25 protein-coding genes are annotated in these 22,353 nt (G+C 73.2%); 5 read left to right on the forward strand and 20 right to left on the reverse strand.

What is annotated here, in order from left to right; all coding sequences use genetic code 11:
• Positions 1-12: 12 nt before the first annotated feature.
• Together DSM26151_RS00355 and DSM26151_RS00360 are read right to left on the reverse strand one after the other, a co-directional pair.
• A complete protein-coding gene (locus DSM26151_RS00355) occupies positions 13-183 on the reverse strand; it encodes a hypothetical protein (RefSeq protein ID WP_234660405.1) in 171 nt (56 codons plus the stop codon).
• A gap of 92 nt (positions 184-275) precedes the next feature.
• Entirely contained in the window at positions 276-1,385 is a 1,110-nt protein-coding gene (locus tag DSM26151_RS00360) for an SDR family NAD(P)-dependent oxidoreductase (RefSeq protein WP_234660406.1), read from the reverse strand.
• 79 nt (positions 1,386-1,464) lie between these two features.
• On the opposite strand from DSM26151_RS00360, the gene DSM26151_RS00365 reads away from it, so the two are divergent.
• Entirely contained in the window at positions 1,465-2,049 is a 585-nt protein-coding gene (locus tag DSM26151_RS00365; protein ID WP_234660407.1) for a TetR/AcrR family transcriptional regulator, read from the forward strand.
• Positions 2,050-2,088: 39 nt separating this feature from the next.
• Here the strand turns inward: DSM26151_RS00365 and ligD are convergent, their stop codons facing one another.
• From ligD to DSM26151_RS00395, 6 genes are all read right to left on the reverse strand, one after another.
• Positions 2,089-3,327, reverse strand: a complete 1,239-nt coding sequence (gene ligD / locus DSM26151_RS00370) for a non-homologous end-joining DNA ligase (protein ID WP_234660408.1) — start codon at positions 3,325-3,327, stop codon at positions 2,089-2,091.
• Between the two features lie 9 nt (positions 3,328-3,336).
• On the reverse strand, positions 3,337-4,278 hold the full coding sequence (locus DSM26151_RS00375; RefSeq protein WP_234660409.1) for a hypothetical protein: 942 nt from the start codon (positions 4,276-4,278) through the stop codon (positions 3,337-3,339).
• Between the two features lie 123 nt (positions 4,279-4,401).
• A complete protein-coding gene (locus DSM26151_RS00380; RefSeq protein ID WP_234660410.1) occupies positions 4,402-5,550 on the reverse strand; it encodes a trans-sulfuration enzyme family protein in 1,149 nt (382 codons plus the stop codon).
• 64 nt (positions 5,551-5,614) lie between these two features.
• Positions 5,615-6,268, reverse strand: a complete 654-nt coding sequence (locus DSM26151_RS00385; protein ID WP_234660411.1) for an arsenate reductase ArsC — start codon at positions 6,266-6,268, stop codon at positions 5,615-5,617.
• Complete coding sequence (locus DSM26151_RS00390) at positions 6,265-6,681, reverse strand: arsenate reductase ArsC (protein WP_234660412.1); 417 nt, start codon at positions 6,679-6,681, stop codon at positions 6,265-6,267. The genes DSM26151_RS00385 and DSM26151_RS00390 overlap by 4 nt, the downstream gene beginning before the upstream one ends.
• Positions 6,682-6,771: 90 nt before the next feature.
• The gene (locus DSM26151_RS00395) at positions 6,772-7,656 is read right to left on the reverse strand and encodes a metalloregulator ArsR/SmtB family transcription factor (protein WP_234660414.1); all 885 of its coding nucleotides are present in this window, start codon (positions 7,654-7,656) and stop codon (positions 6,772-6,774) included.
• Between the two features lie 81 nt (positions 7,657-7,737).
• On the opposite strand from DSM26151_RS00395, the gene DSM26151_RS00400 reads away from it, so the two are divergent.
• Entirely contained in the window at positions 7,738-8,655 is a 918-nt protein-coding gene (locus DSM26151_RS00400; protein WP_234660416.1) for a DNA-3-methyladenine glycosylase family protein, read from the forward strand.
• A gap of 36 nt (positions 8,656-8,691) precedes the next feature.
• The gene (locus DSM26151_RS00405; RefSeq protein WP_234660417.1) at positions 8,692-9,117 is read left to right on the forward strand and encodes a pyridoxamine 5'-phosphate oxidase family protein; all 426 of its coding nucleotides are present in this window, start codon (positions 8,692-8,694) and stop codon (positions 9,115-9,117) included.
• An 18-nt stretch (positions 9,118-9,135) separates the two neighbouring features.
• Here the strand turns inward: DSM26151_RS00405 and DSM26151_RS00410 are convergent, their stop codons facing one another.
• The 4 genes from DSM26151_RS00410 to DSM26151_RS00425 form a co-directional block, all read right to left on the reverse strand.
• The gene (locus DSM26151_RS00410) at positions 9,136-10,011 is read right to left on the reverse strand and encodes a carbohydrate kinase family protein (protein ID WP_234660419.1); all 876 of its coding nucleotides are present in this window, start codon (positions 10,009-10,011) and stop codon (positions 9,136-9,138) included.
• A gap of 86 nt (positions 10,012-10,097) precedes the next feature.
• On the reverse strand, positions 10,098-10,979 hold the full coding sequence (locus DSM26151_RS00415; protein WP_234660422.1) for an NmrA family NAD(P)-binding protein: 882 nt from the start codon (positions 10,977-10,979) through the stop codon (positions 10,098-10,100).
• Entirely contained in the window at positions 10,976-11,461 is a 486-nt protein-coding gene (locus DSM26151_RS00420; protein WP_234660424.1) for a MarR family winged helix-turn-helix transcriptional regulator, read from the reverse strand. Before DSM26151_RS00420 ends, DSM26151_RS00415 begins: the two co-directional genes overlap by 4 nt.
• Positions 11,462-11,473: 12 nt before the next feature.
• Positions 11,474-12,127, reverse strand: coding sequence for an NAD(P)-dependent oxidoreductase (locus DSM26151_RS00425; protein WP_234660425.1), 654 nt, complete (start codon positions 12,125-12,127; stop codon positions 11,474-11,476).
• A 108-nt stretch (positions 12,128-12,235) separates the two neighbouring features.
• Between DSM26151_RS00425 and DSM26151_RS00430 the strand changes: the two genes are divergently transcribed.
• Entirely contained in the window at positions 12,236-13,231 is a 996-nt protein-coding gene (locus DSM26151_RS00430; RefSeq protein WP_234660426.1) for an acetylxylan esterase, read from the forward strand.
• On the opposite strand, the gene DSM26151_RS00435 is transcribed toward DSM26151_RS00430, so the two are convergent.
• The 8 genes from DSM26151_RS00435 to DSM26151_RS00470 are packed head-to-tail and all read right to left on the reverse strand — an operon-like array spanning position 13,228 to position 21,042.
• A complete protein-coding gene (locus DSM26151_RS00435; RefSeq protein ID WP_234660427.1) occupies positions 13,228-13,611 on the reverse strand; it encodes a RidA family protein in 384 nt (127 codons plus the stop codon). The genes DSM26151_RS00430 and DSM26151_RS00435 overlap by 4 nt on opposite strands.
• A gap of 38 nt (positions 13,612-13,649) precedes the next feature.
• On the reverse strand, positions 13,650-15,266 hold the full coding sequence (locus DSM26151_RS00440) for an N-acyl-D-amino-acid deacylase family protein (protein WP_234660428.1): 1,617 nt from the start codon (positions 15,264-15,266) through the stop codon (positions 13,650-13,652).
• The gene (locus DSM26151_RS00445; protein WP_234660430.1) at positions 15,257-16,609 is read right to left on the reverse strand and encodes an alanine racemase; all 1,353 of its coding nucleotides are present in this window, start codon (positions 16,607-16,609) and stop codon (positions 15,257-15,259) included. Before DSM26151_RS00445 ends, DSM26151_RS00440 begins: the two co-directional genes overlap by 10 nt.
• Positions 16,610-16,621: 12 nt before the next feature.
• Positions 16,622-17,413, reverse strand: coding sequence for a DeoR/GlpR family DNA-binding transcription regulator (locus DSM26151_RS00450; protein WP_234660432.1), 792 nt, complete (start codon positions 17,411-17,413; stop codon positions 16,622-16,624).
• Positions 17,410-18,264 carry a class II fructose-bisphosphate aldolase gene (locus tag DSM26151_RS00455; protein WP_234660433.1) on the reverse strand — a complete coding sequence of 285 codons (855 nt, stop codon included), beginning with the start codon at positions 18,262-18,264 and terminating at the stop codon, positions 17,410-17,412. Before DSM26151_RS00455 ends, DSM26151_RS00450 begins: the two co-directional genes overlap by 4 nt.
• A complete protein-coding gene (locus DSM26151_RS00460) occupies positions 18,261-19,211 on the reverse strand; it encodes a 1-phosphofructokinase family hexose kinase (RefSeq protein ID WP_234660434.1) in 951 nt (316 codons plus the stop codon). Before DSM26151_RS00460 ends, DSM26151_RS00455 begins: the two co-directional genes overlap by 4 nt.
• The gene (locus tag DSM26151_RS00465; protein ID WP_234660435.1) at positions 19,208-20,176 is read right to left on the reverse strand and encodes an ROK family protein; all 969 of its coding nucleotides are present in this window, start codon (positions 20,174-20,176) and stop codon (positions 19,208-19,210) included. The genes DSM26151_RS00460 and DSM26151_RS00465 overlap by 4 nt, the downstream gene beginning before the upstream one ends.
• A complete protein-coding gene (locus DSM26151_RS00470; protein WP_234661918.1) occupies positions 20,173-21,042 on the reverse strand; it encodes an SIS domain-containing protein in 870 nt (289 codons plus the stop codon). The genes DSM26151_RS00465 and DSM26151_RS00470 overlap by 4 nt, the downstream gene beginning before the upstream one ends.
• A gap of 68 nt (positions 21,043-21,110) precedes the next feature.
• On the opposite strand from DSM26151_RS00470, the gene DSM26151_RS00475 reads away from it, so the two are divergent.
• Positions 21,111-22,346 (forward strand): Fic family protein, encoded by a 1,236-nt coding sequence (locus DSM26151_RS00475; RefSeq protein WP_234660439.1) that lies wholly within the window; start codon positions 21,111-21,113, stop codon positions 22,344-22,346.
• Positions 22,347-22,353 lie beyond the last annotated feature (7 nt).

Here is a 22,353-nt window from a genome sequence, read left to right on the forward strand (position 1 = left end):
GCGGGCCGACGCTCAGCGCCCCCCGAACTCCTCGTCGTCGTCCTCGGGGTCTGCGACCTCCTCCATGACGAACTCGACGTCGTCGTCGCCGACGCCCTCCGCTTCGAGCTCTTCCTCGTACTCGATCTCGGCGTCGCGGCCGCGACTGAAATGACCCCCGAGCGGGTCGATGAAGCTGGTCATGCCCTTCCCCCCTCCGACCCGTTCCGCCGGTCGGACGGATCGCGTGCCCTCAGGCTAGTCCCGAGGGCACGCACGGGGAACCGTCGCGTGGCTCAGGCGGCCGACCAGCCGCCGTCGGACGCCAGCACGACGCCGTTGATGTTCACGCCGTCGTCCGAGAGCAGGAAGGTGATCGACGCGGCGAGGGCCTCGGCCTCGGCGGCATCCGGCAGCACGGCCATCGCCTGGCGCACGCGCTGCGCGCCGAGCGGCGACGCGAAGGTCGCCTCGATGTTCGTGATGGTCGGGCCGGGGGCCACGGCGTTCACCCGGAGCCCGCTCGGGCCGTACATGAACGCGGTGGACTTGGTCAGGCCCACGACGGCGTGCTTCGAGGTGGTGTAGGCCACGCCCGCGGCCGATCCGCGGAGGGCGGCCTCGGAGGCGGTGTTCACGATCGAGCCGAAACCCTGGGCGAGCATGCCGGGCACGACGGCGCGCATGAGCTTCATGGTGCCGTCGACGTTCACGCGCATCACGCGTTCCCAGACGGCGTCGGCGAGCTCCCCGATCGGGGTCATGTCGTCCATGATCCCGGCGATGTTGGCCAGGCCGTCGATCCGGCCGCCCGCGGCGGCCACGATCTCGGCGACCCTGGCGTCGTCGGTGATGTCGGCGACGAGCGTCACGACCTCGGCGTCGCCGGCACGGAGCTCCTCGGCGAGATCGTCCAGCCGTTCCTGCGAGACGTCGACCGCGACGACGCGGCCGCCCTCGCGTGCGATGCGCGAGGCGGTGGCCCGCCCGATGCCAGAGCCTGCGCCGGTGACGACGACCGTCTTGCCGGTGAAGCGCCCTCGATCGATGCGCTCGACCCACTCGGGGCTCTCGACGGCGTCGGCCGAGGCATCCGCTTCGAGGTCGCCCGGGCCGGCGGCCGGTTCCGCGGTCGGTTCCGCGGTGGGGGCAGCGGATGCCGCGCTCGCGCCGGCCGGGACGTCGCCGGCTGCGGCGCGCGCGACCAGTTCGTCGACCATCGTCTGCGGGAACCGGCCCTTGCTGAGCTTGACCAGGCGCTTGAGGGCGAGCCGTTGGACGGGGCGCAGGACGTCCGGGTCCTGGCCGGACTGCGCGAGGAGGTCGCGGATGATCGGTGCGCCGACGGGGTCTTCGAGCCAGGTCTTGATCGAGGAGTCGCCGGTGAGGGGCTTGGTGCTGCTCATTGGGGGATGTCCTTCTTCTCAGCAGTGTCCGCGAAGTCGCGAACACCGGACAACGGTGTCCGGTAGTAGCCTAGCATCCGTGTCCGAAGCATCGCCGGGAGCGGCCCCCGGAGCCCGCAAGCCCAACCGGGGCCCGAGCGCGGGGCCGGGCAACCGGCTCGCGCTCATCGCCGCCGCACGCGAGATCTTCGCGACCGACGGCCTCGGCGCACCCTTCAGTGCGATCGCCAAACGGGCGGGCGTCGGCCAGGGCAGCCTCTACCGGCACTTCCCGGATCGGCTCTCGCTCGCCGTCGCCGTGTTCGACGAGAACATCGACGAACTCGAGGCCGCCGTCGCCCCGGAGGACGCCGGGCTCGACGCGCTGCTCGAGGGAGTGATCCGCCAGGCCGTCGTCTCGACCGCGCTCATCGATCTGATCACCGCGAACCCCGACGATCCGCGCGTCGTCGAGCTCGGAGCGCGCGTGCGCGCGATCGCCTCGCAGGCCGTCGCGCACGAACGCGCCGCCGGCCGGTTCGGCGAGCACGCCGACGTCGACGACGTGCTGCTCGCGATCTCGATGGTCGCAGGGGTGCTCACCCGCACCGAACCCGACGCCCGCGCGGTCACCGCCCGCCGCGCATGGGACCTGCTCCACACCGCGTTCGTTCCGCGTCCCTGACCCCCAGCAGAGGCGAGCTCCCCAGGCGCGGCGAGCCCCTCAGGCGCGGCCGGCCCACGGGTCGTAGTCGACCAGGAGCGGTTCCTGGGCCGGGCGCGATGCCTCGGGCACGTGCTGGAGGTTCACGCGCACCCGGTACCAGAGCGAACTCGAGCCGCGCATGCCGTCGATGAGCACGTCAGCGGGCGTGAGGTGGGCGAGGACCTCCGGGTGCGCGAGCTTCCACCGCTCGAGCGCGTCGAGCGCCTCGGGCCTGGTCTCGGTACGGGCGACTTCGATGAGCGGCATCCGCGACACCCGCCGGCCCGCTCCGGAGCCGCCGGAGCCTCCCGCGCCGCCGCGCGGCGCCTTCTCGGCGGGCCCGAGCTCGTCGGCGAGGCGGAGCAGCCCGTCGAGCGAGCCGGCTGCGTCGTCGATGCCGGCGTGCGCGTCACCGCGCTCGCCGAAGCGGTCGAGCACCGTCGCGACGGTGAACTCCGCCGGCCGCCGGGTGCGCACCTCGTCCCACGACAGCGGGGTCGACACGCGCGCGTCCGGTAGGGCGCGCACCGAATAGGCGGATGCCACGGTGCGGTCCTTCGCGTTCTGGTTGAAGTCGACGAAGACGCTCTCGCCCCGTTCCTCCTTCCACCATCGGGCCGACGCGAGTCCCGGCGCCCGTCGCTCGACCTCGCGCGCGAGCGCCTCGGCGGCCAGACGCACCTGCGGGTACTCCCATCGCGGCTCGATGCGGACGAGCAGGTGGATGCCGCGCGAGCCCGACGTCTTCGGCCAGCCGGTGAGCCCGTGGTCCCCGAGCACGTCGCGTGCGACCATCGCGACGTCGACGATCTGCGACCAGTCGACGCCGGGCATCGGGTCGAGGTCGACTCGGAGCTCGTCGGGGTGGTCGAGGTCCTCGGCGCGCACGGGGTGCGGGTTGAGGTCGAGGCATCCGAGGTTCGCCACCCAGGCCAGGCCCGCGGCGTTGCGCACCACGGCCTCCTCGGCGGACGTGCCTCGCGCGTAATGCAGGGTCGCGGTGTCGACGAATGCGGGCCGGTTCTCCGGGACCCGCTTCTGGAAGAACGGCTCGGCGTCGATGCCCTTGACGAAGCGCTTGAGCACCATGGGCCGCCCTCCGGCGCCGCGCAGGGCACCGTCGGCGACGGCGACGTAGTACCGCACGAGGTCGAGCTTGGTCAGCCCGGGTTCGGGGAACACCACCCGATCGGGGTGGCTGACGCGGACGTCGTGCCCTTCGATGTCGAGGACCACCGCGTCGTCGGAGCGAGCCATGACACCACGCTACGGAGTCACCCGGGTCGACGGCGTCGACTCGGCCGTGCCCGGCTCGTCGGTACTGGGTTCGGCCGATCCGCCGAGACCTGCGCCGGGGATCTGCATGAGGATCGCGACCGCGAGGCAGACCGCCCCCGCGAGGGCCAGCAGCGCGCCCGCCGGCGAGGCGTCGTAGCCGGTGGTCGCGAACGAGTCGGCGATCGTCATGCCGAGGCCGAAGCCCGCCCACCACAGGAAGAACGTCGTCGCATGCACGAGCAGCAGGCCGCCCGTGGCGATGTCGTGCGCATCGACGAGCCCGGCGCGGACGCCGCGGACGGCGAAGACCGTCGCGACGACGGTGACGAGCACCGACCCGATCGCCCAACCGGACGGACCCGGGTCGCGCGTGCCGATCACGTCGTAGATCTGCGCGAGGTCGAGGTCGGGGATCTTCGCGACCGGGTTCCAGACCAGCAGGTGCATGAGCCCGATCGCGACCACCGCCACTTCGACGAGCACCGAGACGATGATCGCCGCGATCGCCGCACGCCTGCTGCCGGTTCGCGCGCCGCGCCCGCCGATGCCCGCCGCGATCAGCGCGTACCCGCCGACGGCGGCGACGAGCGCGACGAGGATGAGGAACGCGGAATGCGCGAGCCCCGACCACCACACGAGCACGGGGGCGGCGACGGCCGCCGCCAGCGCCGACCAGCTGCGCCAGGGCGACGGGTGGCCGGCCGTCAGGAGCAGGAGCAGGCCGAGCGGCAGCGCACCCCACACGGCCACGCCCCCGATGAGCGACGAGGCGATCGCGACCGTCTCACGCCACTCGGGTGCGGCGATGCCGCTGATGGCGAGGTCGACCGAGACGCTGGTCGCCGCGAGGATCACCGAGACCGCGAGGAACGCGGCGCCCGCGCGGGCGCGTCGCCCCGCGAGCAGTGCGTTCCGCGGCTTCAGGGTCATCTCGACCTCGTCTCGTCTCGGGCGCGGGTCCCGTCGATCCCCACCATGGCAGAGATCGAGGCGGTGCGGAACCCGCTTCCGCGCCCGGTGACGTAGAGCGGATGCCGCGGCTCGCGGCCGACCTCAGACCCCGTTCGACGCGGACCGCGGGGTCATGGGCGCGGTCGCGTCATCCGCTGCCGTGAGGGCCTGCTCGAGGTCGCGGGCGAGGTCGTCGACATGCTCGAGGCCGACCGAGAGGCGCACGAGTCCGTCGGGGATCGTGTCGGCCTCGGCGGACCAGCGGCGACGCCGTTCGAGCTGGGACTCGACGCCGCCGAGGCTCGTCGAGTGGACCCACACGCGGGTCGCGGCCGCGACCCGCTCGGCGGCATCCGCTCCTCCGGCGACGACGATCGAGACGACCGACCCGAAGCCCGGGTAGCGGACCTCGTCGAGGGCGGGATGGCCGGTGAGTCGCGCGACGAGGTCCCGAGCGTTCCGCTGGGCGCGCTCGAGTCGGACTGGCAGGGTCCGCAGGCCGCGCAGCGCGAGGAAGGTCTCGAGCGGTCCGGGGATCGCGCCGTGGAGGCTGCGACGGGCGACGATCCGGTCGCGGAGTCGGTCGTCTCGGGCGATGACCGCACCCATGATGACGTCGCTGTGCCCCGAGATCGCCTTCGTCGCGGAGTGCACGACGAGGTCGGCGCCGACGGCGAGCGGCTGCTGGAGGACCGGTGTCGCGAAGGTGTTGTCGACCGCGAGGAGCGCACCCGCCTCTCGCGCGATGCGCGCGATGGCGGTGAGGTCGCCGACCTCGAGCGCCGGGTTGGTGGGCGACTCGATCCAGACGAGGTCGGCACCGACCGCGGCGGCCTCGATGCCGGCGTCGTCCCGCACGTCGATGTGACGCACCGTGACGGCGCGGGTCGCGACGAGGTCGTCGAGCAGCCCGATGGTGCCGGTGTACGAGTGGCGCGGAGCCACGACGACGCCGCCCGCGGGGACGAGGTCGAGGACGGCCGAGATCGCGGCCATGCCCGAGGCGAACGCGACGCACGGCCCGCCCTCGAGGGCACCGAGCGCCTCCTCGAACGCGGTCCACGACGGGTTGCCGTAGCGCCCGTACGCGTCCGGGCCGCCGGCGTGGAAGGTCGAGGCGAGGTGCACGGGCGTGTTCAGCGGGCCGTCGGCCTCGCGTGCGGGGCGGCCGACGTGCACGGCGAGCGTCTCGGGGTGCAGTTCGGCGTGGCCGTCGACGGGCGGTGCGGATGCCGTGGGCTGGTCGGTCATGGGGCTCCTCGGTTCGGGGGTCGCCCCTCGATCCTCGCGCATCGCGCGGGCACCTTCCCGATGGTCACGCACCTGCCCCCGGCGGCGCCGGGAGGATCTCGTCGAGCAACTGCTCGAGATGCGCCCGGATCTCGTCGCGGACGCGGCGGATGCCGTCGAGGTCGAGTTCGGCCGGGTCGTCGAGGTGCCAGTCGAGGTATCGCATGCCGGGGTAGATCGGGCAGGCCTCCCCGCAGCCCATCGTGATCACCGCGTCGGCGGCGCGGACGACGTCATCCGTGAGGGGCTTCGGGAACTCCTCCGTCAGGTCGATCCCGTCCGCGGCCATGACCTGCACGACCTCGGGGTGGATCGAGTCTCCCGGCTCGGAGCCGGCCGAGCGGACGTGCACCCGGTCGCCGGCGAGCTTCCGCAGCATGCCGGCGGCCATCTGCGAGCGGCCGGAGTTCTGCACGCACACGAACAGCACCTCGGGGACGGCCTTCGGGATCGCCCCCTTGGACTGGGCCAGTGCGAGCAGCCGGTCCTGTGCGAACCGGTAGGCGAGGCTCGGCACGTGTGCGGGCACCTTCGCCGTGCGCATCAGGGCGGTGTACGACTCGAACACCACGCGTTCGACCGTCTCCTCGTTCACGATGCCCTCGTACCGGGTCGCGAGGCGCTCGGCGCTGCGGTGGAGCACCGCGCGCGCGTCGTTCAGCCCGAGTGCGCGGGTCATGCGCTCGTGTCCTGCGGGAGCAGTTCGGCGAGCAGCGTCTCGACACGACCGCGGATCTCGTCGCGGATCGGGCGGACCGCTTCGATGCCCTGGCCCGCCGGGTCGTCGAGCTTCCAGTCCTCGTAGCGCTTGCCGGGGAAGATCGGGCAGGCGTCGCCGCAGCCCATCGTGATCACGACGTCGGACTCGCGGACCGCCTCGGTCGTCAGCACCTTCGGCACGTTGTCGGCGATGTCGATGCCCTGCTCGGCCATCGCCTCGACCGCGACCGGGTTGATCTCGTCCTTCGGCGCGGAGCCCGCGGAGAGCACCTCGATGCGGTCGCGCCCGAGTTCGCGGAGGAAGCCGGCGGCCATCTGCGAGCGGCCGGCGTTGTGCACGCACACGAACAGGACGGTGGGCTTCTCGGGCATCGGCGGTTCCTTTCCTCGGGATGGAGCACTGCAATCATAGATCGTGGTCTATGCATCAAGCGAGCCGAGGCGGGCGGGTTCAGCTGAAGTTCACCTGATCCCGGCCAGGCTCGGGATCAGCTCGCGGACGCGCCCGTCGATGTCGTCGCGGATGCGGCGCACCTCCTCGAGCGGCAGGCCCACGGGGTCGTCGAGCTCCCAGTCGAGGTAGCGGGTGCCCGGATGGATCGGGCAGGCGTCCCCGCAGCCCATCGTGACGACCACGTCGGCCGCACGGACCACGTCGTCGGTCAACGGCTTCGGGAACTCGCCGCCGAGGGACACCCCGATCTCCTCCAGGGCGGCCGCGATCGCCGGCGCCACCGAGGCCGCCGGCTCGGAGCCGGCCGTTCGCACGCGCACCCGGTCGCCGACGAGGCGCCGCAGCAGTGCAGCGGCCATCTGCGATCGACCGGCGTTCTGCACGCACACGAACAGCACTTCCGGCGCTCCAGCGCGGTCCTGCTCGCGCGCGGCGACCGCGGCGAGGCGCTGCGCCGAGAACTCCGCCGTCCGCGAGGCCAACCGCGTGCCGCCACTTGCGCGGGCGAGCATCTCCCGGCTCTCGTCCACGAAACGCTCGACGGTCTCGCGGCCGAAGGTGCCCGCGAACCGGAGGGCGAGGTCGTCGACCACGCGCGCGAACACGGCGGGCCCCGGCTCCGAGGCGCCGGGCGCGCCGAGGATCTCGAGCACGCGATCCGTCTGCTCCGGGGCGACCGAGTACCAGACCCGCCGGCCTTCGGGTCGACGTTCGAGGACCCCCGCGTCGACGAGCACGCGCGCATGATGCGTGACGGTCGGCTGCCGCAGCCCGAGCTGGCCGGCCAGCCGGGTCACCGTCGACCGGCCCTCGGGCTCGCGGAGGATCAGCCCGAGGATCCGGGCGCGGGTCGGCTCGGAGACCGTGGCCGAGAACTGCTGCGCCGAACCCATAGATCGAAGTCTATGCTCTGAGACCGCGCACGGCGGCCGGTTCCTCGCGGCGGTGACGGCGGGAGGGCGCAGACTGGTGGGGTGGGAGCCGACCTCGCGATCGACTGGCGGGCGCCGCATGAGACGGACGTCGCGCAGACGCTGGGCGTGCTCGCCCGGGGTCCCGGCGATCCCGCGTTCGCGCGTTCCGCCGACGGCGCGATCTGGCGGGCGACGCTGACGGATGCCGGTGCCGCGACGGTGCGGATCGTGCAGCGTTCCCACGACCTCGTCCGGCTCGAGGCGTGGGGGCCGGGCGCCGAGGCGGCGCTGGCCCTGGCACCCTCGATGCTCGGCGAGCGCGACGACACGACCGGGTTCCGCACGGGCATCGAGTCGCTCGATGCCGCGCACCGGCGCAATCCGGGCCTGCGCGTGACCCGCACCGCGCGCGTCATGGAGTCGCTCGTGCCGGCGATCCTCGAGCAGAAGGTCATCTCCGTGCAGGCGCACGCGTCGTGGCGCCGGCTGCTGCACGCGTTCGGCGCACCCGCGCCCGGGCCCGTGCCGCGCCCGATGCGCGTCCCGCCGTCAGCCGACGCGTGGCGCGGCATCCCGTCGTGGGAATGGCATCGTGCCGGGGTCGATCCGCGCCGCGCGGCCGTGATCCAGCGCGTCGCGGTGCGCGCCACGCGCATCGAGGAGGCGGCCGAGCTCGCGCCGGCGGAGGCCGCGGCGAGGCTCACGCTGTTCCCCGGTGTCGGGCCGTGGACCGCCGCCGAGGTCGCGCAGCGCGCGTTCGGCGACCCCGACGCGGTCTCCGTCGGCGACTACCACCTCGCGAACTACGTCGGGCACGTGCTGCACGGCCGCGACATGACCGACGACGAGATGCTCGACGCACTCGAGCCGTGGGCGGGGCAGCGGTACCGCGTCATCCGCCTCATGATGGCCGCGGGCCTGCGGGGGCGGCCCCGACGGGGTCCGCGCATGGAATTCGTCGACCATCGCGGCAGGTGACCGGCCTACGATCGGACCAGAGGGAGAGGAGACACGATGAGCGAGCAGGACGTCGAACGGGTTCCGGCACGTGAACTGACGGCGGAGGAGTGCTGGACGCGACTCGAGGAGGCGCCGTTCGGGCGGATCGCCGCCTTCGCAGCGGGCGAGGTCGACATCTTCCCGGTGAACCACGTGGTCGACCGCGGCGGCGTGGACGGCCCGTCGATCGTCTTCCGGACGACCGCGGGGACGAAGCTGCTCGAGCTCACGATCCACTCGCACGTCGCGTTCGAGGTCGACGGCTACACCGACTCCGATGCGTTCAGCGTCGTCGTCAAGGGCGAGGCCCACGAGATCGAACGCCGGAGCGAGGTCGAGTACGCCGAGACGCTCGGGGTGCGCCCCTGGGCGCCCGGCGAGAAGGACCACTGGATCCGGATCCGGCCCGTCGACGTGCGCGGGCGCGCGTTCCAGCGCTGACGACCCCTGCCCGGGTCCTCAGACGAGCGGCTCGAGCGTGGGGTGCAGATGCGCCGTGCCGAGAGCGGATGCCGCGTGCTGGGCGCCGACCTCGAGGGCGGCGTCGACGCCCGCACCGTCGAGCACGGCGTGCAGCACACCGGCGAGGAACGCGTCGCCCGCCCCGTTCGCATCGACCACGTCGACCGGCACGGCGTCGACCCGGTGCTCGCTCGCGCGCCCGGCGCCCTCGGGTGCGGCGACCGCGACGGCACCCGCGGGGCCGAGCGTGCACACCGCGAGGCGTGCTCCGTCGTCGACCACGCGCCTGAGGAACGCGACGGGCTCGGGGCCGATGCGGTCGCCGTTCATGAAGACCACGTCGGCGGCGTCGAGGAACGGGCGGTGGAACTCGCCCTTCCCGTCGTAGTCCTGCAGGTCGGTCCAGATCGGCCGGCCCGAGGCGCGCGCGTCGGGGATGACGCGTCGCGAGCGTTCGGACAGGTCGAGCACGATCGCAGCGGCATCCTCCATCGCCGCGGTGAGCCGGTGGTCGTCCGGACGGTCCGCATCATCGGGCGTCGACAGGTAGATCGACACGCGCTCCCCGTGCGGGGTCATCAGGTTCAGGTGGCGTTCGGTGCGCGCACCGTCGACCAGGTCGAGCTCGAGACCGTCGACGCGGCCGAGGATCTCGCGCAGGCGATCGCCGTCGGGGTCGCTCCCGATCAGCGTGAAGAGCTCCACCGGGCGGCCGAGCGCGGCGAGCCCGATCGCCTTCCCGGCCGAGGTGCCGCCGACCGTCTCGTGGTCGCCGAGGGCGAACTGCATGTGCGGCACGGGTTCGGGCAGGTGCTCGACCCGCACGATGCGGTTCCACGATGCCGGCCCGGAAACGACCACCCCGGTTGTCATGCGACGCTCCCGTCCGGCCGCGTGCGCCGCGGCATCCGTTCCCATCCTGCCGGGAGCGGGGCCGCCGCGGAACCGCGGACGCGCGCTCAGTCGGAGTCCACCGGCTCCCACGCCGCGCGCTCGCGCCGCACGAACTCGCGGAACGTCGTCGCGGGGCAACCGGTCAGGCGACGGATCTTCCGGTTCGGGAACGCGGAGACGTTGAAGCGCACGAGCCGGTAGATCATGCGCTGCACATCGACGTAGTCCGCCGGTGCGCCGGCGGCGCGCAGTGCGTCGAGGTACGTCGCCTCGGACGGACGACCGTACCGGATGGGGCGGCCCAGCTCTTCGGTCATGATCTTCGCGACGTTCGCGTACGACAGCGACTGCTCGCCCGAGAGCGTGTAGGCCTTGCCGACGTGGCGCGGGTCGGTGAACACGGCTGCGGCGACGCGGCCGATGTCGTCGGCGTCGATGAAGGCGGTGCGACTCCGACCGGCGGGAACGAAGATCTCGCCGCGCTCGCGGATCTCGCTCGCGTGCGTCGTCGAGAGGTTCTGCATGAAGAAGTTCGGGCGAAGCGAGGTGGTCGGCGCGCCGACCTGCTTCAGGTACGCCTCGACCGCGTGGTGCGGCGTGCCCCGATTGAACTGCACCCCCTGCAGCGACAGGAACACGATCTGCCGGATGCCGAGCTCCATGGAGAGGTCGATCGTCGGGAAGAGGTAGGTCTGCACGTCCTCGATCGCGGGCGGGCGCATCAGGAAGAGCCGGTCGACGCCGGCGAGCGCCGATCGCTGCTGCGCACTGCTCGCCGGCGACGCCGGGGCGAAGGCGAATGGCCGAGGCTCGACCGCGTCGGGCAACCGCCCGGCGTCGCGGTCGTCGCGCACCGCCCCGGCAACCTGTTCGCCGCGTTCGAGCAGGTGCCTGGCCACCGCCGAACCGACGATCCCCGTCGCACCGGTCACGAGTACGCGCGTCATCCGTCGTTCCCTTCGATCGGCTCGGGCGAGGCGGGTCGCCTGGTCTTCTCGAGCAGGTCTGCCAGTACTCCGAGTTCGCCGTCGCCGAGCGCGCCGAAGCGATCCTCGAGGGTCGTCGCGACCGATGCCTCGTAGCGCGCGACCTCCGCCGCCGCCGCCCTGCTGAGCCGGAGCGTCTTGGACCGGGCGTCGGTCGGGTGCGGTGCGCGCTCGACCAGGCCCTCGGCGTCGAGCCGGTCCGCGACCTGGGTCACGGCACCCGGCGTCACCCCGAGCTCGTCGGCGAGTTCGCCCGGGGTGAGCGGGCCGCCGGCGTGGGCGAGCACGAACAGCGCCTCGAGCTGAGCCGCAGTCCGGACCCGGCCGGCGAACGGCGCGGAGCGAGCTCGACGCATCTCACGCCCGAGGACGGCGATGTGCTCGACGACCTGCCCGATGCGCAGGCCCCGGGAGGGCACGTGCGCCTCACTGCTGTCGCTCACGCGCTCACGCGCTCACGCGGTCACGAACGGCATGGCGCCGACGTGCTCACGGTCGTCGACGAGCGTGACGATGAAGTCGGCGAGGTCCTCGCGGCTGATCTTCGTCGAGGCGTTCACACCGACATGGCCGACGCGGTACGCGCCTTCCCTGGGGTCCTCGGTCAGGCGAGGGCCGCGGACGACGGTCCAGTCGAGTCCGCTCGACTTCAGCACCTCGAGGTGCCCTTCGGCGTCGGCGAGGACGTGCCCGGCCATCATCTTCATGAGGCCCTTGATGATCCGGTCGGGCACACCGGGGCGATCGTTCTGCGGGTCGGCGAGGCTGCCGCCGGACAGGCTCACGATGCGGCGCACGCCGTGCTCCTGCATCGCGGTGACGATGTTGCGCGTGCCGTCGGTCTGGAGGGTGTGCGGCGACCCCTTGACCTGGCCGAACAGCGAGAACACGACGTCGGAGCCGGCGACCGTGCGCGCGACCGCGGCTGCGTCGAGCACGTCGCCCTGGATGAGCTCGAGGTGCTCGGAGGCGGCGGCAGGCAGTGGGTTCGCCCGCAACTTCTGCGGGTCGCGGACGAGTGCCCGGACGTCGTGCCCGGCGTCGAGCAGGCGGGTGAGGACGCGGCGGCCGGTCTTGCCGGTACCGCCGAAGAGGGCGATGGTGGTCATGACATCTATTTTAGACACTAAATGATCTGAGGTTCCTGAGTGCGGGCCGGACGCGGATACGCTGTCGGGCAGCACCGCATCGGCGGTCCGCCCCCGACGAGGAGTCCCATGCCGTTCTTCGACCTGCCCGCCGACGAACTCCGCTCGTTCCGCCCGACCGTCACCGAACCGGCCGACTTCGACGCGTTCTGGGAGGAGACCCTCGCCGAGTCGCGCGCACTCGCGCGCGCGCCGCGCCTCGAGCGGGTGCCCTCGCCCCTGACCGCGGTCGAGGTGTACGACGTCGAGTTCTCGGGTTTCGGCGGCGAGCCGGTGCGCGGCTGGTTCCTCCAGCCCGCCGGAGCCGCGACGCCGCTCCCCGCGGTGGTCGAGTACCTCGGCTACGGCGGCGGCCGGGGGCTTCCGCACGAACGCCTCCACTGGGCGGCATCCGGGTACGCCTACTTCCTGATGGACACCCGCGGGCAGGGGTCGGTCTCCGGCACCGGCGGCGCGACCCCCGACCCGCACGGGACGGGCCCGTCGGCGCCCGGGTTCCTGACCCGCGGCATCCACGACCCGGCCGAGTACTACTACCGACGCGTCTTCACCGACGCCGCGCTCGCCGTCGACGCCGTGCGATCGCTCGACGCCGTCGACGCCGCGCGGGTCGCGGTGACCGGAACCTCGCAGGGCGGCGGGATCGCACTCGCCGCAGCGGGCCTCGTCGACGGCCTCGTCGGCGCGATGCCCGACGTGCCCTTCCTGTGCGCGTTCGAGCGCGCCGTCGGCCTGACCGATCACGACCCGTACGGCGAGATCGTGCGCTACCTCGCCGTGCACCACGACGCGGCAGACACGGTGTTCCGGACCCTGTCGTACTTCGACGCCGTCAACTTCGCTCGCCGCGCGAGCGCGCCGGCACTCGTCTCGGTCGCGCTCATGGACCCGATCTGCCCGCCCTCGACGGTGTTCGCGGCCGCGAACCACCATGCGGTCGGCGCAGAGGTGGTCGAGTACGCGTTCAACCAGCACGAGGGCGGGAAGGGCGCGCAATGGCTGCGCCAGGTCGCCTGGCTCGCGCAGCGGATGCCGGAGGCATCCGCTGCCGCGATGGCCGGCTAACCCTGCGGGATCGCCGCGACGACGTCGATCTCGACGAGGATGTCCGCCAGGCGCGAGCCGACCGTGGTGCGCACCGGGTAGGGCTCGGTGAAGAACTCGGCGTACGCCTCGTTGTACTCGGCGAAGTCGGCGAGGTCCTCGAGGTGCGCGGTGACCTTGACGACGTCGTCGAAGCCGAGGCCGTACTCGGCGAGCACCGCCCCGATGTTGCGCAGCACCTGGCGGGTCTGCTCCTTCACGCCGCCCTCGACGACGAGGCCCGTCGCCGGGTCCTGCGGGCCGAACCCAGCCGTGTACAGGAACCCGTTCGCGACGACGCCGTGGCTGTACGGCCCGGCGGGCTTCGGCGCGTTCGAGAGGGTGACGGCGGTCTTGGACATGGTTCCTCCTGTAGGGGTGGTGGTCGAGTTGAAGGATGTCACGATCCGGCCGGGCTCCGCCGCAGCCCGCGGCCCGGCGTCGCACCGGTGAGCTCACCGCCCGCGAGCACGCGGACCCCGGCGACGAACACGTCGTCGACGCCCTCGGCGAGCTCGAGCGGCGAGGCGTACGACGCGCGGGGACGCACCCGGTCCGGATCGACGAGCACGAGGTCGGCGATCGCCCCCTCGGCGACGACGCCGCGCTCGCCGAGCCCGAACCTGCGGGCCGCCCGCCCCGACGTGAGCGCCGCGACCCCGGCCCACCCGGCCGCGGCCTGCTCGCGAACGAGCAGCTCGGGGTACCTGGCGAACGTTCCGCGCGCTCGCGGGTGCGGGTGCCGGCCGACGAAGATGCCGTCCGACCCGCCGATCGCACCGGGGAGCGCGAGGATCTCGGCGAGCTCGGCATCGGTGCGCTCGTGCTGCACGGCCATGACGACGTTGACCTCGAGCCGCGAGGCGACGAGCACGTCGAGCGCGAGGTCGATCGCATCGGTCGGCACGCCCGACCGGGTGCTCGCGAGCGCGGAGGCCTCCGCGAGCGTGAGCCCGTGAGCCCAGTCGAACTCCGGCGCCGCCACGTGCGCGAGCGTGAGCATCGAGGGCCAGTCCGGTCCGAGGCTCGCGTAGCCGGCGATGGCGGGGAACCACTCGGCGCGCAGGCGCGCCCGCGCCGCGGGATCCGCGAGCACGCGGACCACCTCGTCGGGTGGGCGGACGGTCAGCTCCGACGGCAGGATCGGCATCGCGAGGATCGAGCAGCCGCGCGTGTAGGGATACGCGTCGAAGCTCGCATCGGCGCCGGACCGCGCCATCCGGGCGAGTTCGCCGCGCACGACGGCCGGCTCCGCATGGAAGTGCGAGACGTGCACGCGAACGCCGGTCGCGGCCGCGATCTCGAGGACCTCGTCGACCCCCGCCGCCGAGTTCGCCTCGTACCCGCCGCGCATGTGCGTGACGTACACGCCGCCGGCATCCGCGACCGGACGGCACAGTTCGGCGAGTTCGGCCGCGTCGGCGAACACCCCCGGAACGTAGTCGAGTCCGGTCGACAGGCCCACGGCACCCTCGGCGAGGGCGGATGCCACGAGCCCGCGCATCCCGGCGAGCTCGGCCGTCGTCGGGGCGGCGGTCGAACGCCCCATGACCTCGAAGCGCACCGTGCCCGCCGGCACGAGCGTCGCGACGTTCAGTGCGGTCGCACCGTCGTACCCGGCGAGCAGGCCGGCGACCCCGCCGCCCGCGTAGGTCGGGTGCCGCCCGTTGATCGCGGCGAAGTACTCCCTGCCGTACTCGCCGTCGCCGGGCGCGAAGCCGACGCCGTCCTGTCCTCCGATGATCGTCGTCACGCCCTGGCGCAGCAGCGCGAGCTGCACGTCGGGCCGGAACACGGCCCCGTCGGCGTGCGAGTGCGCGTCGATGAAGCCGGGCATCAGCAGCCGCCCCGCGGCATCCACCGTCTGCTCGGGTCGGCCGGTGAAAGCTCCGCGCGTTCCTCGACCGACGACCGACACGATCCGGCCGCCGTCGACCAGTACGTCGTGCCGGCCCGGTCGTTCGCCGCGCTCGTCGACGACGCGGGCGTCCTTGATCAGCATCGGGCTCAGAACCACGTGCGCACGAGGTCGACGACGACGTCGCTGCCGGCGCGTTCCACCACCGGGATCCACCGCCACTTGTCGAACGCCGTGCACGGGTGCGAGAGGCCGAGTGCGACGACGTCGCCGACGGCGACGGGCAGCGCGGCATCCGTCGCTGATCTCAGGTACGCGTGCTGGTCGTTGAGTGCGGTGACGGATGCCGCAGGCAGGGGGCGCAGGTCGCCCCCGACCCGCTCGGCGACGCCGAGCGGCACCGGGAGCCCCTCGTCGTAGGGGAAGTCGCGCTTGCCGCCGTCGAGGAGCGCCAGCCCGGGTTCGGGGTGCGACACGACCCGGGCGTAGCCGCGCATCGCGGCCGCGAGGTCGCCGTCGATCGGCGAGATGCCGCGGTAAAAGCCGTCGTCGTGGATGAGCGAGGCGCCCGAGCGCAGCACCCACCGCGTCGTGCCGGCGCCAGCGGCGATGCCCGCATCCGCGGCGATCGCCGGCGCGAACACGTCGGCGACGAGGTCGAGGTACGCGCTGCCGCCGGCGGTCACGACGAGCGGGCCGTCGGCCGGGTCGGCCAGCGCGTGGATCCTCGCGTGCAGCGCCAGCATGCCGGACAGGTACTCGCGCACGGCGGCGACGGCCGCGGCCGAACGGTCATGGCCGAGGCTGCCCTCGTACCCGGCGGTTCCCGCGAGCCGGAGCAGTGGGGAATCGGCGATCCGGCGCGCGACGGCGAGCGCCTCGTCGAGGCCGCGTGCGCCCGTGCGCCCGCCCGCACCGCCGAGCTCGACGAGCACCGCGATGGGCCGCGGGCTCGGCACGGGCGCGTCGGCGAGTCCGCGCTCCATCGCCTCGACGGTCGCGACCGAGTCCGCCCACGACCAGAACTCGAAGCCCGGGTCGGCATGCTCGGCGGCGACCCAGGCGAGGGCGTCGGGCGCGACGAGCGCGTTCGCGAGCATGATCGACCGCACGCCGAAGGCCCGCGCCGCGCGCACCTGCCCGGGCGTCGCGAGCGTCAGCCCGGTCGCGCCGGCCTCGAGCTGGAGTCGCCAGAGCGCCGGTGCCATCGTCGTCTTGCCGTGCGGCATGAGTTCGAGGCCGCGGTCGGAGCACCACCCCTGGATGGCGGCGGCGTTGCCCTCGAGCGCCGCCGCGTCGAGTGCGAGCAGCGGCGTCCAGAACTGCGACAGCCGAGGGCGGGTCGCGAGGAACTCGCGCACCGTGAGTCCGGCCGCGGCCGCGGGCACGCCCTTGTCGGTCGGGGCGAGGACGGTCTCGGCGGTTTCGGCGAGGGGGGCGAGGCTCGGCATCCGCTGCTCGGTCTCCTTCCGGCGGGCGCTTCGCGGCGGATCCGGGCGCACCCTCGGCCAAGGCTAGACGTCGGCGACGACGACCTCGAGCCCGGCCGTCTCGAACTGCGCGCGCTGCTCGTCGGTGATCCCCGAATCGGTGACCAGCATCCCGAACAGCGACGGCCCGCCGACGGTCGCGAAGGCGCGCCGGCCGATCTTGCTCGAGTCGGCCACGACCACGGCGCGCTCCGCCCGCGCGGCGATCGCGGCGTTGACCGCCGCCTCGCGCTCGTCGTGCACGGTCGGGCCGAGGGCCGGGTCGATCGCGTTCACGCCGATGAACGCGAGGTCGAGCGTGAATCCGCGCAGGACGGCGTCGGCGTGGGCGCCGACGAGCTCGTACGAGCGCGCGTGCACGACGCCGCCGGTCACGACCGTCTTGATGCGCGGTCGCGCCGCGAGCTCCATGGCGATGTTGACCGCATTGGTCACGACCGTCAGCCCGGGGTCGTCGCCCGGCTCCATGAGATCCGGGCGCGCCAGCAGCTCGGTCGCGATGCCGGTCGTGGTCGTCCCGCCCGAGAGCCCGATGATCGCCCCGGGGCTCACGAGCCCGCTCGCCGCCCGCGCGATCGCGGTCTTCGCGTCGGGGCGCTGCAGGTTCTTGTACCGCAGCGGCAGGTCGTAGGCGACCGAGAACGCCCGGGCGCCGCCGCGGGTGCGCGTCAGGAGCTGCTCGCGCGCGAGCGCATCGAGGTCGCGGCGCGCGGTCGCGGGTGAGACCTCGAGGCGCTCCACGATCTCGTCCACCTCGAGCTGGCCGGCCTCGGCGAGGAGCTCGAGCAGGGCGCTGAGACGTTCGGAACGGTTCATCCGGCGTATTCTCGCGCAGGCTCGGCGAAGAGGCGGAGCAGCCGCGCGGCCTCCGCCGCGACCGCGGCCCGGCCTGCGGCGACGTACTTGCGCGAGTCGACCGCGGTCGGGTTCGCGTCGAGGAAGCTGCGCACCGCGCCGGTGAAGCCCGCGTTCAGGTGCGTCGAGACGTTGATCTTGGTCAGGCCGGCGCGGATCCCCGCGACGATCGTCTCGTCCGGCACCCCCGACGAGCCGTGCAGCACCAACGGGACCCGCACCGCGGCTCGAATGCGCTCGATCCGTTCGAGGTCGAGCGACGCCGACCGTTCGAGCATCGCGTGGGAGGAACCGACGGCGACCGCGAGGGCGTCGACGCCGGTGTCGGCGGTGAACCGGGCGGCCTCGTCGGGGTCGGTGCGCACGCCGGGCGCGTGCGCGCCGTCCTTGCCGCCGATCTCGCCGAGCTCCGCTTCGACCGAGATGCCCGCGGCGTGGGCCGCGGCCACGACGCGCCGGGTCTGCGCGACGTTCTCGGCGAAGGGCAGCTTCGCGCCGTCGTACATGACCGAACCGAACCCGAGGTCGATCGCGCGGAACGCGAGGTCGGGGTCCTCCGCGTGGTCGAGGTGCACGGCGACCTCGGCCCTCGACGCGCGTGCGACGGCGAGCGTGGCGGCCGCGATCGGTTCGAGGGCGCCGTGGTAGCGCACGCAGTTCTCGGAGACCTGCAGGATGACGGGCAGGCCCGCCTCCTCGGCGGCGGCGACGAGCGCCTCGGCGGTCTCGAGGTGCAGCACGTTGAACGCACCGACCGCGTGGCCGGCCGCGCGTGCGCGCTCGAGGAGGGGAAGCGTGGGAGCGAGCGTCATCGTGGGGACTCCAGGGTGTCGTCGGTGTCGTCGGTGACCTCGACCCGGGCCGCCAGGTCGTCGCGGTCGGGTGAGAGCTCGCCGGCGAACGGCATGAGCACGGCCGACGCCGACCAGGCCGTCGCACGTCGTGCGAGACGGGCGAGGTCGAGCGGTTCGTCGGCGACGAGCTCGGCGAGGACGGCCGCGACGGCCGCGTCGCCGGCGCCGGTGGCGTTGCCGCGGAGCGCGGGCGGCCGGGCACGGACGATCCGGTCGCGGTGATCGCGATCGAGCACGAGCAGTCCGTCGGCCCCGAGGGACACGACCGCGATGCGTGCGCCGGCGTCGAGCAGCGCGTGCGCGCCCTCGACGGGGTCGGCGAGTCCGGTCGTCTCGGCGAGCTCGTCGCGGTTGGGCTTGACGACGGTCGCGCCCGCGCGCGCCGCGGCGAGGAGGGTGCCGCCGCTCGTGTCGACCACCGTCGGGACGCCCGCGGAGACCAGCCGCGCGACCGCGTCGACGAGCGGCTCCGGGGCGAGTCCGCGGGGGAGGCTTCCGCAGAACGCGACGGCATCGGCATCCGCTCCGAGCGCGATCGCCGCGTCGAAGAGGTCGCGTGCTTCGTCGGACTCGGGCGCATCGCCGTGCTCGTTGAAGATCGTGGCCTCGCCCGCGGAGTCGTCGACGATCGCGACGCAGCGGCGCGTGGGTGCCGCGACGGGCACGAGACGGTGGGGGATGCCGCTGCGCTCGAGTTCGCTCCGGAACTCGGCGCCGCTCGAGCCGCCCGCCGTCGTGACGGCGAGCACCTCGTGACCCGTCTGGTGCAGCACGCGCGCGACGTTCAGGCCCTTGCCCCCGGCGCGACCGTGCCCCGCCTCGACGCGGTGCGTGGCGCCGGGATCGAGGCGCGCGGCGTGCCAGGTGAGGTCGAGCGCGGGGTTGGGGGTGACGGTCAGGATCATCGAGTGCCCGCTTCGACGAGGTCGCGTGCGGCCAGGGCGGTGCCGATGAGGCCGGCGTCGGAGCCGAGGCGGGCCTTCTCGAGCCGGGGGAGGCGGTGGAACGACAGCAGCGAGCCGAGGCGTGCGCCGAGCGGCTCGAACAGGTCGGCGTCGGCGTCGGCCAGCCCGCCGCCGATCACGATCACCTCGGGGGAGAGGATCGCCACGATGCGTGCGAGCTGCTCGGCGAGGGCTTCGACCGCCTCGTCCCAGACGCGCCGGGCCTCCGGGTCGCCCTGCTTCGCGGCGACCAGGACTGCGCGCGCACCGTCGACGGGGCGACCGGTGGCACGGGTGTAGCGCCGCGCGATCGCGCCCGCCGAGGCGATGGTCTCGAGGCATCCGTTCGCGCCGCACGGGCAGCGCTCGCCCCCGGGAACGCTCAGGGTGTGACCCAGTTCTCCGGCCAGGCCCGCTCCGACGATCGCGCGCCCGCCGACCCGGATCGACCCGGCGATCCCGGTTCCGATGGCGACGGTCACGACCTCGCGGCATCCGCGCGCCGCGCCCAGGCGCGCCTCGGCCTCGCCCGCGGCGCGGACGTCGTGACCGAACGCGACGGGCAGGCCGAGCGCCTGTTCGGCGAGGGCGCGGACGGGGGCGTCGCGCCAGCCGAGGTTGGAGGAGAGCACGCCGATGCCGGTCGCTTCGTCGACGATGCCGGGAACGCTGAGCCCGACGGCGACCGGCGCGAGCCCGGGGTGGGCGTCGCGCAGCTCGCGGGCGATCCCGGCGACCGCTTCGACGACGGCACCCGCGGGATCGGCGTCGTCGCGGGGGGTGGCCGTGCGACGGATGTCGAGCAGGCGCCCGGTCGCGTCGACGACGCCCGACTTGATGTCGGTCCCGCCGACATCGAAGGCGAGCACCGCCGGGCCGGCTCCGAGTTCGGTCGGAGCAGTCGTCACCGGGGCTCGATCGGTCATGCGTCCAGAATGACGGATCGGCTGAGGTTGCGGGGGCGGTCGGGGTCGAGCCCCTTGGCGCGGGCGCGCTCGAGCGCGACGCGCTGGGCGCGGACGAGATCGGCCATCGGGTCGAGCGCTGCCGTCTCGAACCGGGCCCCGGTCGCGGCCACATCGCCCGCGAGGCCGTCGGGGGCCTGGCCGAACATCCAGGTGGTGCGGCCCGGGCTCGCGATCGAGATCGGGCCGTGGCGGTACTCCATCGCGGGGTACGACTCGGTCCACGACTGCGATGCCTCGCGCATCTTCAGAGCTGCTTCGTGCGCGAGGCCGACGGTCCAGCCGCGGCCGAGGAAGGTGAACTGCTCGGATGCCACGAGGTCGGGGTCGAGCTCCTCGGCGACGGCGGCCGCGGCATCCGCCACGGCCTGTTCGAGCGACTCGCCGAGCGAGGCCCGGAACAGCGCGAGCGCGGTGGTGGCGAACCGGGTCTGCACGACCGACTGCTCGTCGGCGAAGGGCAGCGTGATCGCGTCGTCGACGAGGTCGGCGAGCGGGGAGGCCTCGTCGCCGATGACGCCGATGGTGCGGACGCGGCCGCGGAGCTGCTCGGTCAGCTGGAGCACCTCGGTGGTCGTGCCCGATCGGGTGAGGGCGACGACCGCGTCGTAGCCGCGGTCGACGAAGGCCTCGGATGCCGCGAACGCGTCGGTCTGCCCCTGCCCGGTGCTCTCGCGCAGGAACGCGTAGGACTGCGCCATGAACCACGAGGTGCCGCAGCCGACGACCGCGATGCGGGCGCCGCGCTCGGGGAGGCGAGCGTGCGCATCGGTGAGCGACGCGGCGCGTGCCCAGAGTTCGGGCTGAGAGGCGAGCTCGGCCGCCATGTGCGTGCCGGCAGCGGCGGTATCGGTCGTGGCGTCGGTCACGGAGGCTCCATTCCTGGGGCAGCTGATTGATCGGAACTGATCATAACATCGCAAAACTGATCATGTCAGCGCAGCACACCGCTAGTCGGTTCGGCGGAACGGCATGCGGTCGGCAGACGGGACTGTACCGCTCAGTGGTCGCGCCGGAGATCGCAGACCAGCGCGTCGGGCTGGGCGCAGCCGACGCCCGAGACCTCGAGGAGGCCACCGCGGCACTCGTGGCGTTCGACAGCCACGCGCAGAAGACTCTCGGCGTGGAGAACCCCGCGCTCGGGCCGATGTCGGCGATCCTGCTGCGCACGGAGAGCGCCTCGAGCTCGCAGATCGAGCAGTTGACCACCTCGGCGGAGCAGCTCGCTCTCGCCGAGATCGAAGATTCCGGTGCGCGTGGAAGTGCCGGGGCGAACGCGCGCATCGTGATCGGGAACGTCCGCGCCATGGAAGCCGCGCTCGAGCTCTCCGAGCGCGTCAGCACCGCGACGATCCTCGCGATGCACGCAGCGCTGCTTCGCCACCAGTTCGGCTTCGAGGACGAGGCCGGGCGGTTCCGCACGGAGCAAGTCTGGATCGGCGGCGACAACGCCGGCCCCATCGGCGCTGAGTTCATCGCGCCGCACCATGACCGTGTGCCCGCGGCTATCGAGGATCTGATCGCCTTCATCGACCGCGAGGACATCCCCGTGCTCGCGCAGGTGGCCATCTCGCACGCCCAGTTCGAGACGGTCCACCCGTTCGTCGACGGCAACGGGCGGACCGGTCGCGCGCTCGCGCAGTCGGTCATCCGCAACAAGGGTCTCGTCACCAGCACCACGGTGCCGATCTCTGCTGGGCTGCTGGTCGACACCGAGCGCTACTTCGACGCGTTGGAGGCATACCGCGAAGGCGACGCCGGCGAGATCATCCGTGCGTTCGCGGACGCCTCGCGCCTGGCGGCGTTCACCGGCACGAAGCTCGTCGACGATCTCGCCGAGCAGCTCGAACTTGCCCGGGAGCAGCTGCACGGCGTGCGCGCGGACGCTGCGGCCTGGAAGCTCCTGCCTTCGCTCGTCGGTCAGCCGATCGTGAACACCCGGCATCTGCAGCACCGCCTCGGCATGACGGAGGCCTCGGCGCTGCGCGCGCTGGACACCCTCGTCCAACGCAGCGTGCTCGTCGAGCGCACCGGCTACGGCCGCAACCGCGTGTGGCAGCACATGGGCATCATCGCTGTACTGGATGAGTACGCCGCGAGCATCAAGCGCCGCGCTCGGCACCGCGGCTGAGAGCAAG

Origin of the sequence: Agromyces marinus, assembly GCF_021442325.1 — a bacterium.
In the GTDB taxonomy this organism is placed as follows: domain Bacteria; phylum Actinomycetota; class Actinomycetes; order Actinomycetales; family Microbacteriaceae; genus Agromyces; species Agromyces marinus.